General features: G+C 72.4%; 18 protein-coding genes and 1 pseudogene. 7 read left to right on the forward strand and 12 right to left on the reverse strand.

Annotated elements, in window-relative coordinates:
- Positions 1-31: 31 nt before the first annotated feature.
- The 4 genes from OG410_RS10750 to OG410_RS10765 are packed head-to-tail and all read right to left on the reverse strand — an operon-like array spanning position 32 to position 4,343.
- Positions 32-1,309 (reverse strand): amidohydrolase family protein, encoded by a 1,278-nt coding sequence (locus OG410_RS10750; protein WP_443063880.1) that lies wholly within the window; start codon positions 1,307-1,309, stop codon positions 32-34.
- Between the two features lie 59 nt (positions 1,310-1,368).
- Complete coding sequence (locus OG410_RS10755) at positions 1,369-2,652, reverse strand: amidohydrolase family protein (RefSeq protein WP_329298909.1); 1,284 nt, start codon at positions 2,650-2,652, stop codon at positions 1,369-1,371.
- A 9-nt stretch (positions 2,653-2,661) separates the two neighbouring features.
- Entirely contained in the window at positions 2,662-3,546 is an 885-nt protein-coding gene (locus tag OG410_RS10760) for an SDR family NAD(P)-dependent oxidoreductase (RefSeq protein WP_329298910.1), read from the reverse strand.
- Positions 3,546-4,343: an acetoacetate decarboxylase family protein gene (locus OG410_RS10765; RefSeq protein ID WP_329298911.1), complete on the reverse strand. Its 798-nt coding sequence runs from the start codon at positions 4,341-4,343 to the stop codon at positions 3,546-3,548. The genes OG410_RS10760 and OG410_RS10765 overlap by 1 nt, the downstream gene beginning before the upstream one ends.
- A gap of 78 nt (positions 4,344-4,421) precedes the next feature.
- Between OG410_RS10765 and OG410_RS10770 the strand changes: the two genes are divergently transcribed.
- The 6 genes and pseudogenes from OG410_RS10770 (at position 4,422) to OG410_RS10795 (ending at position 8,490) form a co-directional block, all read left to right on the forward strand.
- Positions 4,422-5,063 carry a hypothetical protein gene (locus OG410_RS10770; RefSeq protein ID WP_329298912.1) on the forward strand — a complete coding sequence of 214 codons (642 nt, stop codon included), beginning with the start codon at positions 4,422-4,424 and terminating at the stop codon, positions 5,061-5,063.
- A gap of 2 nt (positions 5,064-5,065) precedes the next feature.
- Entirely contained in the window at positions 5,066-6,064 is a 999-nt protein-coding gene (locus tag OG410_RS10775) for a DEDDh family exonuclease (RefSeq protein WP_329298913.1), read from the forward strand.
- Between the two features lie 78 nt (positions 6,065-6,142).
- Positions 6,143-6,376, forward strand: coding sequence for a hypothetical protein (locus tag OG410_RS10780; RefSeq protein WP_078943477.1), 234 nt, complete (start codon positions 6,143-6,145; stop codon positions 6,374-6,376).
- A gap of 91 nt (positions 6,377-6,467) precedes the next feature.
- Complete coding sequence (locus tag OG410_RS10785; protein WP_329298914.1) at positions 6,468-7,259, forward strand: SURF1 family cytochrome oxidase biogenesis protein; 792 nt, start codon at positions 6,468-6,470, stop codon at positions 7,257-7,259.
- Positions 7,260-7,390: 131 nt separating this feature from the next.
- A pseudogene (locus OG410_RS10790) lies at positions 7,391-7,720 on the forward strand (glycoside hydrolase family 15 protein); the annotation flags it as partial.
- A 14-nt stretch (positions 7,721-7,734) separates the two neighbouring features.
- Positions 7,735-8,490 (forward strand): SDR family oxidoreductase, encoded by a 756-nt coding sequence (locus OG410_RS10795; RefSeq protein ID WP_329298915.1) that lies wholly within the window; start codon positions 7,735-7,737, stop codon positions 8,488-8,490.
- A gap of 230 nt (positions 8,491-8,720) precedes the next feature.
- Here OG410_RS10795 and amaP read toward each other — a convergent pair whose 3' ends face one another.
- From amaP to OG410_RS10820, 5 genes are all read right to left on the reverse strand, one after another.
- Entirely contained in the window at positions 8,721-9,308 is a 588-nt protein-coding gene (gene amaP / locus OG410_RS10800) for an alkaline shock response membrane anchor protein AmaP (protein ID WP_329298916.1), read from the reverse strand.
- The gene (locus OG410_RS10805) at positions 9,305-10,000 is read right to left on the reverse strand and encodes a DUF6286 domain-containing protein (RefSeq protein ID WP_329298917.1); all 696 of its coding nucleotides are present in this window, start codon (positions 9,998-10,000) and stop codon (positions 9,305-9,307) included. Before OG410_RS10805 ends, amaP begins: the two co-directional genes overlap by 4 nt.
- Positions 9,997-10,419 (reverse strand): Asp23/Gls24 family envelope stress response protein, encoded by a 423-nt coding sequence (locus OG410_RS10810; protein ID WP_329298918.1) that lies wholly within the window; start codon positions 10,417-10,419, stop codon positions 9,997-9,999. The genes OG410_RS10805 and OG410_RS10810 overlap by 4 nt, the downstream gene beginning before the upstream one ends.
- A 3-nt stretch (positions 10,420-10,422) precedes the next feature.
- Positions 10,423-10,608: a hypothetical protein gene (locus tag OG410_RS10815; protein ID WP_329298919.1), complete on the reverse strand. Its 186-nt coding sequence runs from the start codon at positions 10,606-10,608 to the stop codon at positions 10,423-10,425.
- A gap of 87 nt (positions 10,609-10,695) precedes the next feature.
- A complete protein-coding gene (locus OG410_RS10820; RefSeq protein ID WP_326788563.1) occupies positions 10,696-11,181 on the reverse strand; it encodes an Asp23/Gls24 family envelope stress response protein in 486 nt (161 codons plus the stop codon).
- An 87-nt stretch (positions 11,182-11,268) separates the two neighbouring features.
- On the opposite strand from OG410_RS10820, the gene OG410_RS10825 reads away from it, so the two are divergent.
- Complete coding sequence (locus OG410_RS10825) at positions 11,269-12,165, forward strand: nucleopolyhedrovirus P10 family protein (RefSeq protein WP_329298920.1); 897 nt, start codon at positions 11,269-11,271, stop codon at positions 12,163-12,165.
- A gap of 163 nt (positions 12,166-12,328) precedes the next feature.
- Here the strand turns inward: OG410_RS10825 and OG410_RS10830 are convergent, their stop codons facing one another.
- The 3 genes from OG410_RS10830 to OG410_RS10840 form a co-directional block, all read right to left on the reverse strand.
- On the reverse strand, positions 12,329-13,132 hold the full coding sequence (locus OG410_RS10830) for an enoyl-CoA hydratase/isomerase family protein (protein ID WP_329298921.1): 804 nt from the start codon (positions 13,130-13,132) through the stop codon (positions 12,329-12,331).
- A gap of 145 nt (positions 13,133-13,277) precedes the next feature.
- Positions 13,278-13,499 carry a helix-turn-helix domain-containing protein gene (locus OG410_RS10835; protein ID WP_006123601.1) on the reverse strand — a complete coding sequence of 74 codons (222 nt, stop codon included), beginning with the start codon at positions 13,497-13,499 and terminating at the stop codon, positions 13,278-13,280.
- A gap of 373 nt (positions 13,500-13,872) precedes the next feature.
- Positions 13,873-15,471, reverse strand: a complete 1,599-nt coding sequence (locus OG410_RS10840) for an ABC-F family ATP-binding cassette domain-containing protein (RefSeq protein ID WP_329298922.1) — start codon at positions 15,469-15,471, stop codon at positions 13,873-13,875.
- Positions 15,472-15,519: the final 48 nt, after the last annotated feature.

Consider the following 15,519-nt stretch of genomic DNA (forward strand, 5'->3'; position numbering starts at 1 on the left):
TTCTCGGCCATCTCCGCCAAGATCCCCGGGTTCACCACACGCGCACCGAGCCTCCTCTCGCGAACACCGGGCTCGTCGCGTCGGAGGGCGGGGTGTCCAGCGGTTCGGCGATCTCGGCCACCGTGGGACCGGCCTTGGCGGCGATCTCGTCGAGGTACGCCAGGTCGAACCCGTAGACGCGGGCCGCGTTGCCGCCGACCATGGCGGCGATCTCGGCGCGCGGCAGGCCCGCGTAGGCGATGCGCAGGCCCTCGCGGGTGTAGGGATGGGTGCCTTCGTCGTGCGGGTAGTCGCTGCCCCACATGATCTTGTCGAGGCCGATGCGGTCGCGCAGCGGCACCTCGTGGGGGCGCATGAAACTGGCGCCGACGAAGCAGTTCTCGCGCCAGACCTCGGAGGGGCGCTCGCCCATCGTCGCGGCCAGCCCCGCGCCGAACTTCGACTCGGCCGTCGACGCCCTGCCCGCCGCCGCGACGAGCCGCCCGTGGTAGTAGTCCAGCATGTCGAGCACCCCGGGGATCCAGCCCGATCCCTGCTCGGTCAGCACCAGTCTCAGGCCGGGGTGCCGGCGGAACGCGCCGCCGAACACCAGGTGCCACAGCGCCCGGTGCGAGAACCAGGTCGTCTCCACCATGAAGACCGCGCGGGCCGCCGGTTCGTCCCCGAGCGGCGGCGAGGCGGAGCCCGCGTGGTGGTTCACCGGTACACCCAGCTCGGCGCAGGCGGCCCAGATCGGGTCGTACGCCCCCGAGTACAGCTCCGGCAGACCCGAACCCGGGGGCGTACCGGGCAGCAGCAGCCCGCCCCTCAGGCCCGCGTCCGCCGAGCGGTGGATCTCCTCGACCGCCGCGTCGACGTCGTTCAGGAGGATCTGGAAGACGCCCGCGCGCCGGCCGGGCGCCGCCGCGCAGAAGTCGGCGAGCCAGCGGTTGTGGGCCCGCAGCCCCGCCCAGCGCCGCTCGAACTCCGTCGCCGTCGGGGCCGGTGCCATGAGGGAGGCCGACGGGAAGAACGGCGGGATGGTGTTCGGGAAGACCACCTCCGCGACGATGCCGTCCTCCTCCAGCTCCGCGAGGCGCCGCCCGGAGTTCCAGTTCCGGTCGGCGGTGTCGGCGAGCAGGTCCTCGTACGGGTTGACGTAGTCGGCCGCCCAGGCGTCGAAGTCGTCGTGGTACCGGCGCTCCAGGTACGGCTTGTAGTCGAGGAGATCGGCGCCCGCGTGGCAGTCGGCGGAGATGACGGTGTAGCGCTCCTCGGCACCGGCACGGTCTCCGGCGCCCGCACGGCCCCCGGCGCTCGCGCGCTCCACGGCGGCCAGTCGGTCTCCGGCGGTCGTTCGCTCCCCGGCGGTCACGGGCTCCCAGGCGCTCACGGGCTCACTCCCAGTACGGGGAAGTCGTGGTCCGTCAGCCAGTGGCGGCCCACCTCGCGCGAGCGCGCCCAGGACGCCTCGACCGCCGGCTGGTCCTCCCCCTGGCCCAGTTCGGCCGGGGTCGGACCGATCCGCCGGGCGATCGGGGCCAGTTCGGCGACGTCGAAGCCGAACACCTCGGCCGCCGAGAGGCCGAGCATGCGGCGGGTCTCCGCCACCGGGATGTCGTGGAAGGTCCTGGCCAGCCAGGCCCGGGTGTCGGGCCAGGTGCCCTCGGGGTGCGGGAAGTCACTGCCCCACAGGATGTTGTCGACGCCGATCTCGTAGCGCTGGGCGAGTTCGCGGCGCTTGGTGTTGGTCGCGCAGACGAAGACCTGCCGGTCCAGGTACGCGTGCGGGGGCCGCTTCAGCTCGGCGAAGGGCGACAGCTTCTTGCCGCCGTGCGCGCCCAGGTACAGCCGGTCCATGAACCACAGCAGGTTGGGCAGCCACCAGCAGCCCGACTCGGCGACACCGAACCGGAGTCCGGGGTGCCGCTCGAAGGCTCCCGACCAGAGCAGGAACCACAGGGGGCGCGCGGGCCACCAGGTGACTTCGGAGACGTAGATCCCCAGGTGGTCGCCGTACTCGTGGCGCGGCGCCGCGCCGGAGTGGGTGAGCACGGGCATCGCGCACTCGGCGGCCGCCGCCCACACGGGGTCGTAACGGCGGTCATGGTAGGGCTCCTTGTCGACCCACATGGAGGGGATCATCAGGGCGCCGAGGCCCGACTCCTTGGCGCGGTACACCTCGGCGACGACTCTGCCCGTCTCCCCTGTGACCGGCAGCAGGGCGACCCCGCAGTGCCGTTCGGGGTGTTCGGAGACGAAGTCGGCGAGCCAGCGGTTGTGGGCCTGCGCGCCCGCCATGCCGAGTTCCGGGTCCTGGTCGCCGGAGAGGCCGAGGCCCACGCCGAAGGGGGCCGCGGTGCGGCTGTCCACGGCGTCCGCGTCGGGGAAGACGACCTCGGCCGCCACCCCATCACCGTCCAGTTCCTTCAGGCGCTGGGCGGTGTCCCAACCGCCGCGCAGGCCTTCCTCGTTGTCCTGGAACCACTTGTCGGCGAACGCCTCGTTGCGGATGCCGAGACGGTTCATCTCCTCGCGGCGCCGGCCCTGGCCCGCGAGGAACTCGTCGAAGTCCCGGTGGAACCGGGAGTCCAGATAGGGCCGGTACTCCTCGGTGGGAAGTCCGGCGTGGCAGTCGGAGGAGATGATCAGATACGGGTCCTGTTCGGTCACCGCGCCCCCTCAGTCGAGGATGAAACTTTCCAGGTACGACGGATTCGCCCGCTCGAGCATCGACCGCGACCGCGCCCGGATCTGCCGGTCGCTGTGCTCGCTCTCGGGCAGCAGCCAGAAGCGGCTCTCGCGGATCCCCTCGGCGACAAGGTCGGCGACCTCCTCGACAGGGGTGAACCGCACCTCGTGGCCCGCCTCGTTCATCGCGGCCTCCCACTGGCCGAGGCTGCGGTAAGGGGTCCTGCGGGGCCGCTCCTTCGCGTACCGCGCGGGCCGGTTGCGGTGCGACTCCCACAGGCCCGTGCGGAGCATGTGCGGTCCGGGGAACAGCACGGAGGCGCCCACGCGCGCGTGCTCCGCCTTCAGATGCGCGTACAGCGACTCGGTCATCGTCACCACGGCCGCCTTGGTGACGGCGTACACGGAGGCGGTGGGCAGCGGGGCGATGCCGCCGTCACCGGACGAGGTGTTGACGACGTGGCCGGGCTCGCCCCCGGCGAGCATCCGGGGCACGAACGCCTGGATGCCGTGGAAGACGCCCCACACGTTGACGGCGAAGGCCCACTTCCAGTCGTTCGGGTCGTGCTCCCACATCCGGCCCTCGGCGCCGGAGCCGACACCGGCGTTGTTGCACAGGACGTGCACAGCCCCGTAGGTGCCGTACACGTCCTCGGCGAGCGCGACGACTTCCGAGCGCTCGCCCACGTCCACCACGCGCGCGTGGACGTCGGCGCCGTCCTCGCGCAGCTCCCCGGCGGCCTTCTCCAGCGCGCCCTCCTCGACGTCGGCGAGGACCACCCTCAGTCCGTCCGCCGCGAACCGCCGTGCCATGGCGAGCCCGATGCCACTCGCCGCGCCGGTGACCACGGCGACCTGCCCCGCGCGCAGTTCCATCAGACGCTTCCCTCGGGCGGCCCGTCGAGGATCTGCCGCGGATCGTCGTAGCGCTGGTGGATGTACGGCAACAGGGCCTGCGCGCTGACGCGTTCGGCAACCCTGCCCCTCTGGTCGGTGGTCTTCTCGCCGATGGTGATCTCCAGCAGCCTGCGTACGGGCAGATCGGCTACCGGGTCGTACATCGACTCGCGCAGGACGACGTCCCCGGTGACGCGCTCCAGCCTGCGGACCTTCTCGTTGCGCACGCAGTGCACGAGGACCGGGTCGGCGTCGAAGCCCGAACCATCCACCGCGGGAAGGAACTTGAAGTAGAAGTCGGTCTTCTGGGAGGGCTCGGGCAGCGGCAGGGTCCCGCTGACCGCGCCGCGCACCTCGACGAAGGCGATGCCGTGCCGGGCGAGCACCCCGCGCACGACGAGACCGTCGCGCTCTACGGTCACCTCGCCGAGCTTCTTGGGCTCCCCGAAGACCTCACGGCCGCCGGTCAGGGCCCGCTCGTGGGTCATCGGCATGACGAGCGGATACCAGCCCTCGACGTCGTCGTGCGCGGCCGCCACGGCGAACGAGCCCGCGCCCAGCGGATATCCGGGCAGATCGACCTTGCTGACGCTGACCCGCACCAGGGGCCTCGTTGTGGGCTTCAGCGGCGGGGGCAGGACCGCCGCGACCGCGTCCGGGTCGCTCTCCCAGACGGCCACCACACCGGTGGACCAGATGTCGGGGAGCTTGGAGCTCGCGGCGCGCGAGGCGGCGATCTCCGCCTCGGTCCGCGCGCCGTACCTGACTCGAGCCATGTCCGTACCGCCCTTCGTCGGCGCTACCTGCTGGGGCGCGCAGCACGCTTGCACCGCACGGACGAAAGGTCCATAGCCATGCGCCGACCGGCCGTCCGGGTTCCGGCCCCGACCGGACCGACCGGCTTCACGAACCCCAGGAAGCCGCTGCCGGCGCACGCGCCTGCCACTCCGGAACGGCTGCCCGCGGACACCCCCGTCCGTGAGACGAAGACCCTGGTGCTCGGCAGCCTCCTGCTGGACCGGCGCACGCGCGACGCCGTGCGCCCGCTTCACCACCGGCCGTACGACCGGGCGCCGTCGGGCGGCGAGCTGTGGCACTACGCGCGCGGGGAGAGCGAGACGGACGTGGCCTTCGCCGCCCGGGTGCGGGCACCGGAGCCCCCGGAGCGGCGGTACCCGGCCGAGGACCCGGAGGGGCTCGCCGCCGAGACGGCCGCGAAGAGGAATGTGCTGCTCGCCCTGGTGCACGGAGGTGTCGCCCCGCCCGAAGCGAGCGGATCCGTGCACCGGCTGCTGCCCGGCCCGGTCGACGGCTGCGGTCCGGCCGCCCTGACGGCGGGGGACCTGGGGGCGGCGCTGGGCCGAGCGCGTCAACGCCGGGCCCGCCGTGCCCGGTGGCGGGGCTCACGGGCAGGTGGCCCGGTGGCGGGCCCGCGGGGGCGCCGGTTCCGGGAAGGCGGGGACGGGACTGTCAGTCACGGCCCGTATCCTCATTGACCATGTTCGAAGACCTCACGACCGCAGCGTCCCCTGCCTCCTGGCCGGCCGCGTATCCGCAGGGATACGCGGTCGTCGACGTGGAGACCACAGGACTGGCCCGCGACGACCGGATAATCTCCGCCGCCGTCTACCGGCTGGACGCGCGCGGCGAGGTCGAGGACCACTGGTACACGATGGTCAATCCGGAGCGGGACCCCGGCCCGGTGTGGATCCACGGCCTGACGAGCGAGATACTCGAAGGCGCGCCGCTCTTCAGGGACGTCGCCGAGGAGTTCGCCGCCCGGCTCGACGGCCGTGTGCTGGTCGCGCACAACGCGATCTTCGACTGGTCGATGATCGCGCGGGAGTACGCGCGCGCGGACCGTGAGGCGCCTGTGCGCCACCGGCTGTGCACCATCGCGCTCTCCAAGGAGCTGGGCCTGCCGCTGCCCAACCACAAGCTGGAGTCGCTGGCCGCGCACTTCGGTGTCGTCCAGCAGCGGGCGCACCACGCGCTGGACGACGCGCGCGTGCTGGCCGAGGCGTTCCGGCCGAGCCTGCGGGCCGCCGCGCACGGCGGGGTACGGCTGCCGCTCCTCGAATGCCTGCCGCTCAAGGAGTGGTCGGACAGCGCCGCGGCTCCGCGGATCGGACGGCAGTCCGGGGGCTACGCGTCCGGCGGTTACCCGTCGGGAAGTTGGCGCCCCTCCCGCAAGCGCCCCGCGTGCCCCCATCCGAACCCCGGACGCTACACGGCGGACAGACCGCTCAAGCAGGGCATGCGGGTCGCATTCTCCGGGGACACGTCCATCGATCGCGAGCTGCTGGAGGACCGGGCCGTCGAGGCCGGACTGCATGTCGCGACGAGCCTGTCCCGGCTCACCAGCCTGCTGGTGACCAACGACCCGGACTCCGGCACCTCAAAGGTGGTCAAAGCAAGACAGTTCGGGACACCGGTGATCGACGAGGCCGCGTTCGGGCAACTCTTGCGAGACGTCGAACCCGCGTCGGAAGGGTGACGGACGTACGGGTGATTGACGGGCGACTCGCCCCGCGCCCGCTCGCCCGCACGGCCCCGGCACCCCACCCTGTGGCGCATGGCGAGATGCGAAGTATGCGGCAATGACTACGGAATGACCTTCGAAGTGCACGCCCAGGGCGCTGTGCACGTCTTCGACTGCTTCTCCTGCGCCATCCACCGGATGGCCCCGATCTGCGAGCACTGTCGCGTGCAGGTGATCGGCCAGGGTGTGGAGGTCGAGGGCCACTGGTACTGCGGCGCGCACTGTGCCCGGGCGGAGGGGAAGGCGGGGATCGTCGACAAGGTCTGAGCACCGGCCCGTCCCCCGAACGGGGGCATCGCACGGCCCTCGGCGGGACCCTCCCGTCGGGGGCCGAATCATGCCGAGTACCGTCAATGGGGTGTACCGCTTCCTGTTGACCCGCCAGTGGGTGATCCTCACTCTCGTGGCCCTCGTGCTCATCCCGACGATGATCAAGCTGGGCTTCTGGCAGCTCCACCGGCACGAGCACAAGGTCGCCCTGAACACGGTGATCTCCGACTCGCTCGCCGCGAAGCCGGTGCCCGTGGAGAGCGTCACCGAGCCGGGCCGGCAGATCCGGGACGACGACCTGTACCGCCGCGTGACCGCGAAGGGGCACTTCGACACCGCGCACGAAGAGGTCGTCCGCCGCCGCACCAACGCCGACGGCGCGGTCGGCTACCACGTCCTGACCCCGTTCGTCCTGGCCGACGGCCGCGTCCTCATGGTCAACCGGGGCTGGGTCCCGGCGGACGGCGCGCAGACCGCCTTCCCGAAGATCCCGGCCCCCGCCCCGGGCGAGATCACCGTCACCGGCCGGCTGATGGCCGACCAGACGACCGCCGACAGCGGCATCAAGAACGTGCGGGGCCTGCCCGACCGTCAGGTCATGCTGATCAGCAGCGGGCAGGAGGCACAGCGGCTCGGCAAGCAGGTCCTCGGCGGCTACGTCGAGCAGACCGCGCCGGCGCCCAAGGGCGGCTCCCCCGAGCTGATCCCGGACCCCGAGCACAGCGACATCGGCCCGCACATGGCGTACGCGATCCAGTGGTGGCTCTTCTCCGCGGGCGTCCCCTTCGGCTGGGTGGTCCTCGTCCGCCGTGAGCGCCGCGACCGGACGGAGGCCGCCGCCGCGCGGACCGCCCCGGAGGCGGAACCGGCGGGCGTGTAGCGCGGCGGCGGGAGCCCCCGGCCGCCCCGCCCTGCCACGGGTGCCCACGCCACTCCGGCGGCCCGATCGGCCGTCACCCCGGCCGTCACCCCGGTCGGGAACCCGTCCACCGTGCACCGACGCATCGACCGGACGGCTTCCTGGTGCGCCGCTACAGCGCCGCGACGACCGGCGTCGACGGGCTCCCGCGCGACGAGGGCGCCTTCGTCGTCTGCTCGTTCCGGCTCGCGGACGCGCTGCACATGACGGGCCGTACGCGGGAGGCGCGCGAGTTGTTCGAGCGGCTGGTCGTCCTCACCGACGACCTGGGGCTGCCGTCCGAGGAGTACGACCCGGCCGCCGGCCGCCGGCTCGGCGACTTCCCGCGGGCCTTCAGCCACATCGGTCCGGTGGTCTCCGCCCTCAGCCTGTTCGGCGTCGACGGGACGGGGGAAGCACCAGGGGCCGGACCACCGGGATAGGGGAGGATGAGGCCATGGATCTTGGACTGAAGGATCGTGTGTACGTCGTCACGGGAGCCACCCGGGGCCTGGGCAACGCCGCCGCGCGCGAACTCGTCGCCGACGGCGCGAAGGTGGTCGTCACCGGACGCGACGAGGAGACCGCGGCAGGCGCCGCCTCCGCGCTCGGCCCGAACGCCGTCGGCGTCGCGGCCGACAACGGAGCCGCCGAGACCCCGGCCCGGCTGATCGCCGGTGCCCGTGAGCACTTCGGCGGCTTCGACGGCATCCTGATCAGCGTCGGCGGACCGCCGCCCGGGTTCGCGGCGGACAACACCGACGAACAGTGGATGGTGGCGTTCGAGTCGGTCTTCCTCGGTGCGGTACGGCTGGCCCGCGCGGCCGCCGAGGAACTCGGCGAGGGCGGGGTCATCGGCTTCGTGCTCTCCGGCTCGGTGCACGAGCCGATCCCCGGGCTCACCATCTCCAACGGTCTGCGTCCGGGCCTCGCCGGCTTCGCCAAGTCCCTCGCGAACGAGCTGGGCCCGCGCGGCATCCGCGTCGTCGGGCTGCTGCCGTCCCGCATCGACACGGACCGCGTACGCCAGCTCGACGGTCTGTCCGCCGACCCCGAGGCCACCCGCGCGGCCAACGAGTCCCGCATCCCGTTGCGCCGCTACGGCGCCCCGGAGGAGTTCGGCCGTACGGCCGCGTTCCTGCTCTCCCCCGCCGCGTCGTACCTCACGGGCATCATGCTTCCGGTGGACGGCGGGATGCGGGGCGGGTTCTAGGTCGGCACGGTCACCGGCGACAGGCGACAGGCCACCTGTGGTTCCGTCGGCCGGTCCGCACGGCAGCCCGTCGCCGGTCGACAGGTCCGCGCGTCCGCCGGTCGACAGGTCTACTCGTCGGCCGCCCGGACGGCCCGGCCGCACGTCGGGCAGACTGTCCCGCGCGCCGGGGCTCTGCCCCGGCGGATGCCCGCCCGGGCCTTCGCCGAGCGGGTGGGGCTGGTGCCCGATCAGGTCACGCGCTCGGCGCGGTGCTTGACCCCGCGCAGCCGCACCTCCGCCGGAAGGGCGGCTAGACCGGCCGAATCCCTGGCGTGCGCGAGCGCCTCCACGGTCAGCAGCCGCAGCGCGTGCCCCGGGTCCACATGCGGTTCCAGCAGAAGCCGCACGCGCGCCTCGGGCAGGCTGCGCCGGCCGGTCAGGTGGACGTCGGCACGGTCGACGCCGCCCAGCCGGGCCGATTCGGCGGCCAGCACGCTCTCCAGGGCCCGTCCGCGCAGCAGCGCGCCCGCGCCGTCGCCGGTGTCGACGAGCACGTCGGCCAGCCGCCGGCGCCGCACGACGGCGACCAGCCACCACAGGGCGAGCAGCAGGAGCACCGCGAGCGCGGCGATGACGGCGGGCCACCACCAGCCCTGCTCCCGCCACTTGGTCCGTTCGGCGGTACTGAGCAGCACGTCGTGCCGCCCGTCGTGGATCCACCACGACGGCGGCCGTACACCGAGCCCCACGGCGAGCACGGAACCGCCGAGGACGATCAGCACGAGCCCGATGAAGCCGATCAGCACACGGTTGACGATCCGCAGCACGGATCTCACCCCTTCCGTCCGGGACGCGCGACATGCACCGCCAGGGCAGGCGAACGGGACAGTCCCAGACCCTTGATGCCGTCGGCGAGGGTGATGTCGAGGTCGGCGCGCACGTCGTCGAGCTCCCGGAAGTGCGACAGCGCGCGGACGTCGACCTTCCGGCGCTTCACGCGCACGCGGACCGACTGCACACCGGCGACCTCCATGGCCCGGTCGCGGAGCGCCATCGCGGCGGCGCCCCGGTGCAGTCCGGCGCGGACGTCGGCGTGGGTGCGCCGCATCGGCAGCACGTCCCGCAGTCCCGGTGTCGCCGCGAGGACGATCAGCCAGAGTCCCAGCGCGGCGGCGATTCCGGCGCCGACGAGGACCGCGGTGTCGTCGAGCGGCCGTTCGGCGAGCTGTTCGGCCAGCCAGGTCCGCCAGCGCAGCGCGGACCGTCCGGCGCGCACGGCCACGACGTCGTACAGGAAGGCGCCCGCCGCGACGAGGAGCACGAGCGCGAGGATGCCCGCGGGGACACGGCGCGCGGACCAGAACCGGCCCTGCCGGCCGTCCTCGTCCTCGACGGTGGACAGCGGTTCGTAGGCCGCGGCGGAGGCGGACTGCCCGAGGGCGCCCGCGCCGTCCCCCTTCTCCGGGTGCTCCGGCTTCTCCAGTACGGGCATCTTCCGGGTGTTCTCGGAGCCCTGGGGCTCGCTCATTGCGTCCTCCCCTGTGCCGTGCCGGGCCCGGGTGTCAGATGCAGCCGCTCCACGTGGACGGCCACCTCGGGCACTTCCATCCCCGCCAACGCCTCTACCCGCTCGGCGACATGACGACGCACCTCGCCGCACTGGGCACCGATGTCGGCGGGGTAGCCGAGTTCGAGGCTGAGCCTGACCCGGGCGCTGTGCGTCGGGGTGCCGTCCGTCCCCCCGGAGCCCGACGCCTGGCGCCGCACGACGACCGTCGCGTGCGGGGGCACGGCGTCGGCGGGCGGCGGGGGCAGCGCCTCGCGCGCCGCCCGCGACGCGATCTTCGCGACGACCCGGTCGGCGATCCGGGTGGCGCCCCGCTCGGGTGGCGGGACGGTCGTGAGGCCCGGCCTGGTCTCACCGAGCCGGTCGGCCTGACCTGGCACGCGTCACCGCCGCCTGTCGTCACGGGCGCGGAAGAAGTCGCCGATGTCCAGGTCCCCCTCCACGAGCCGTCCGACGACGAACCCGACGGCCCCCAGGGCGGCCACCAGGAGGAAGGCGCCGAAGCCGCCGAAGTATCCGGCGAAGCCCAGCGCCATTCCGGCGATCATGCCGATCACGGCCAAGCTCATGGTGCGCTCCTCAGCAGTCGGTGGCCGCGGTGATCACTCATGGTGCGGTGGACGGGTGTCCCGGAGTTCCGGTGCCCCGCCCTGGGGTCACTGAAGCCGTGACTCCGGCTCCTCGTCCTCTTCCTCGGGAAGCTTCACGTCACTCACCGCGATGTTGACTTCCACCACTTCGAGCCCTGTCATCCGCTCGACGGCGGCGATGACGTTCTCGCGTACGGCTCGGGCCACTTCGGTGATCGACACGCCGTAGTCGACGACGATCTCCAGGTCGAGCGCCGTCTGCACCTCGCCGACCTCGGCCTTCACACCCCGCGTCACGGATTTGGTGGAGCCGCCCGGCACCCGGTCGCGTACCGCTCCGAAGGTCCGGCTCAGCCCGCTGCCCATCGTGTGGACACCGACTACGTCACGGGCGGCGAGCCCGGCGATCTTCTCCACGACTCCGTCGGCGATCGTGGTCCGTCCCCGCGAGGCGGGATCTCCACCGCCGCGCCTGGTGGGCTTACGGGTCTGCTGGCCCTCCTTCTCGGTGTCGGGGCTGTCCGTCCGGTTCCGCTCGGTCATGTCGGTCATCGCCGTACGTCCCTTTCGGTCGTCCTCCTCTGCTCACATTAGGTCGGGTCGCGCGGTCGCGCGCCGTGGATGGGGCACGCTGGAGCAATGACGGCGGACCGGTGGACGCAAGTGGTACGGCATCAGCTCGGGCTCGGCAGGCTCCTGCCGCTGGGTCTCGCGCTCGACGGCGCGTGGATCACGGAGGAGGCGGCCGAGTCGGTGCTGCGGCGGGAGACCGCGGCCGTCGAGGGGGTACGGCTCGGGGCGTTGCGGATCGCGCTCGCCGACCCGGACCTGGCCGGAGCACCGGCCGTGCCTCCCCCGCCCAGTGCGCTGCCGCCCGGTCCGCTGCGTGTCACCGCCGAGTTCCGCGCCTCGGTGAATCCCACGTCCCCGGGCGCAGAGCCCCTTCCGGCCGTCGCGGCCCGGCTGCGCCTGACCGTGGTGTCCGCCGCGACACGGCTCCTGGGTCTCGACGTCACGGAGGTGGACCTGCGGGTGACGGGCCTCGTGGACGAGGCCGAGGCGCCCACGGAACACCCGGCGGGCGGTGAACGAGGTGCGGCCGTGGCGGTCCCGGCCGCCGGCGTACAGGAGCGGGCCGCGGCACCGGCCGACGGCCTACGGGAACACCCCGGCGGTGCGTCGGCCGCCGGGTCGCGGGACGGGGCCGGCGCCGGGACGGCCGACGACGTGCGGACGGCGTCCGTGCCGAAGGACCCCGAGGAGGTGCGGATCGCGGCGGCCGCCCTGGCCGTCCCGGGCGTCACCCGTCTGACGGACGTCCTGGGCCGGCCGGTCCACGTGGGGAGCGCGCCCGCCGCCGAAGCGGCCCTGCCACGCCGCCACGTCCGCGTCGAGCTGGAGGTCTCCGGGGACGAGCGGGCGGTGGACGTGGCACGCGCGGTCAGAGCCGCGATCACTCAGGCCGCCCAGGACACCCCGTCCGTGGCAGTCCTGGTGACCGCCGTGAGCCGGACCGCCCCTTCCCGGAAGACATGACCGCCACGGGGAAACGGCCCGCAGACCGGGGCACCCCTACCCGGAAAGCAGGACCGCCACGAGTGGGAGCGCCCGGCCCGAGAACGTGACCCTGTGCGGCGGCAGGCCCGGCCTCACCGGGACCCGCCACAGAGGGAGGGGTGTCTGGTCAGCGGCCGGAGGCCTAGTCGCCCACGCCCGCGAGGTCGCGGAGCCTGCGGGCCTGGGACGCGCGCTCGGCGGAGCGCTGCTCCTCGTACGACCGTTCCTGGGCCCCGCGCAGCAGCGCCTTCGTCTCGATCACGGCGTCCCGCGGCGCGGCCAGCAGCGCCGCGGCCAGATCGCCGACCGCGGCGTCGAGCTGCTCGCCGGGCACGGCGAGGTTGGCGAGCCCGGTGCGCTCGGCCTCCTCGGCCAGGACGAAGCGGCCCGTGGCGCAGATCTCGAGCGCGCGGGCGTATCCCACGAGGCCGACCAGCGGGTGCGTGCCCGTGAGGTCGGGCACCAGGCCGAGACTGGTCTCGCGCATGGCGAACTGCACGTCGTCGGCGACGACGCGCAGGTCACAGGCGAGTGCGAGCTGGAACCCCGCACCGATGGCGTGCCCCCGCACGGCGGCGATGGACACGATGTCACTGCGCCGCCACCAGGTGAACGCCTCCTGGTACTCGGCGATGGTCGCGTCGAGCTCGGCGTCGGAACCGCGCGCGAGGTCGATGAACGACGGTTCCCCGTCGAAACCCTCGGGCGTGAACGCCTGCCGGTCGAGCCCCGCGGAGAAGGACTGGCCCTCGGCACGCAGGACGACCACCCGGACGGAGCCCGGCAGTGACTGCCCGGCCTGCGTCAAGGCCCGCCAGAGAGCAGGACTCTGGGCATTGCGCTTGGCCGGATTGGTCAGCGTCACCGTGGCGGTCGCGCCGTCGACGGTGAGCCGTACGCCGTCCTTGTCGAGTACCGGGTCGAGATCCTTGTCGAGCGAAGCCATGGGGTGCCTCCGATGGGTGCGGTCGGATCAGACGCGCACCTCGCGAAGACACGAGGAACGCACCTAAGTGACTGCACAGTAACCACCCGGTCGGTCACCCGACCGACCGGGTGGTCACCACCGAAGCCGATGGGGACGCCCGGCCTCAGGCCGAGGCGGCCTTCTTGCCCCGCGTCGCGCCGCCACGCCCTCGGAGCGTGACGCCCGACTCGCTGAGCATCCGGTGCACGAAGCCATACGAACGGCCGGTCTCTTCGGCCAGCGCTCGAATGCTCGCACCGGAGTCGTACTTCTTCTTCAGGTCTGCCGCGAGCTTGTCGCGCGCGGCGCCGGTAACCCGGCTGCCCTTCTTCAGAGTCTCGGCCACCCGGTCCTCCTCATGGGAAGTGCGCTCTGGACTCTCATGATCACCCCTTTCCGGCGTCATGGCCACCCATTCGGCAAGGTCCGTAAGACAAGGTTTTGACGACAGGAGCCCGTCCCCACGAGTGGAATCAATGATTCCGGGTGGCGTGGCCCGTACAGCCGAACGGGTTCCTCCGAGAAGTACCTGGTCAGCGACGCAAAACGGCCGAGCCCTTGGGAACAAAGGACTCGGCCGTGAAATCGGTGTACGACACACCCCGGTACGAGGAGATCTCACACAGATGGTGGATCACGGATCGGCCGAATGATCCATACGTGGTGGATCAGTCAATCGATCAAGCGGCGCGCGCCCCCTCCAGGAGGCCGCGCGGGACTCAGGCGAGGGCCACCAGGTCGGCGTAGTCGGCGCCCCACAGGTCCTCGACACCGTCCGGCAGCAGGATGATCCGCTCCGGCTGGAGCGCCTCGACGGCGCCCTCGTCGTGGGTGACGAGAACGACGGCGCCCTTGTAGGTGCGCAGCGCGCCGAGGATCTCCTCGCGGCTGGCCGGGTCGAGGTTGTTCGTCGGCTCGTCGAGGAGCAGGACGTTCGCGGACGAGACGACGAGGGTCGCGAGCGCGAGCCGGGTCTTCTCGCCGCCGGAGAGCACACCGGCCGGCTTGTCGACGTCGTCGCCGGAGAAGAGGAACGAGCCGAGCGTCTTGCGGACCTCGACCAGATCCAGGTCGGGGGCGGCGGAGCGCATGTTCTCCAGGACCGTGCGCTCGGGGTCGAGGGTCTCGTGCTCCTGCGCGTAGTAGCCGAGCTTCAGCCCGTGGCCCTCGATGACCTCTCCGGTGTCGGGCTTCTCGGCGCCGCCGAGCAGGCGCAGAAGGGTCGTCTTGCCGGCGCCGTTCAGGCCGAGGATGACGACACGGGAGCCCTTGTCGATGGCCAGGTCGACGTCGGTGAAGATCTCCAGGGAGCCGTACGACTTCGACAGGCCCTCCGCCATGAGCGGGGTCTTGCCGCAAGGCGAGGGCTCGGGGAAGCGCAGCTTGGCGACCTTGTCGGAGACACGGACGGCGTCCAGGCCGGCGAGCAGCCGGTCGGCGCGCTTGGCCATGTTCTGCGCGGCGACGGTCTTGGTGGCCTTGGCACGCATCTTGTCGGCCTGGGCGTTCAGCGCGGCGGCCTTCTTCTCGGCGTTCTGGCGCTCGCGCTTGCGGCGCTTCTCGTCGGCCTCGCGCTGCTGCTGGTAGAGCTTCCAGCCCATGTTGTAGACGTCGATCTGCGCGCGGTTGGCGTCCAGATAGAAGACCTTGTTGACGACCGTCTCGACGAGGTCGACATCGTGGGAGATCACGATGAAGCCGCCGCGGTAGGTCTTCAGGTAGTCGCGCAGCCAGACGATCGAGTCGGCGTCGAGGTGGTTCGTCGGCTCGTCGAGCAGCAGGGTGTCGGCGTCCGAGAAGAGGATGCGCGCCAGCTCGATACGGCGGCGCTGACCACCGGACAGCGTGTGCAGGGGCTGGCCGAGCACCCGGTCGGGCAGGTTGAGCGCGGCGGCGATGGTGGCGGCCTCGGCCTCGGCGGAATACCCGCCCTTGGTGAGGAACTCCGTCTCCTGGCGCTCGTACTGCCGCATGGCCTTCTCGCGGGTGGCGCCCGAGCCGTTGGCGATGCGCTGTTCGTTCTCGCGCATCTTGCGGATCAGCACGTCCAGGCCGCGGGCCGACAGGACGCGGTCGCTGGCGAGGACGTCGAGGTCGCCGGTGCGCGGGTCCTGCGGAAGGTAACCGACCTCGCCGGAGCGGGCGACGGTCCCGGCGGCGGGCTGGCCCTCGCCCGCGAGGACCTTGGTGAGGGTCGTCTTGCCCGCGCCGTTGCGGCCGACCAGGCCGATGCGGTCACCCTTCGTGATGCGGAAGGTCGCGGACTCGATGAGGATGCGGGCGCCGGCGCGCAGCTCGATACCGGAGGCGGAGATCACGGACAGACTCCAGAGCAATGGGGAGTGGCGGGGTGGGCGGCTGAGGCG

Origin of the sequence: Streptomyces sp. NBC_00659 (assembly GCF_036226925.1) — a bacterium.
Lineage (GTDB): Bacteria > Actinomycetota > Actinomycetes > Streptomycetales > Streptomycetaceae > Streptomyces.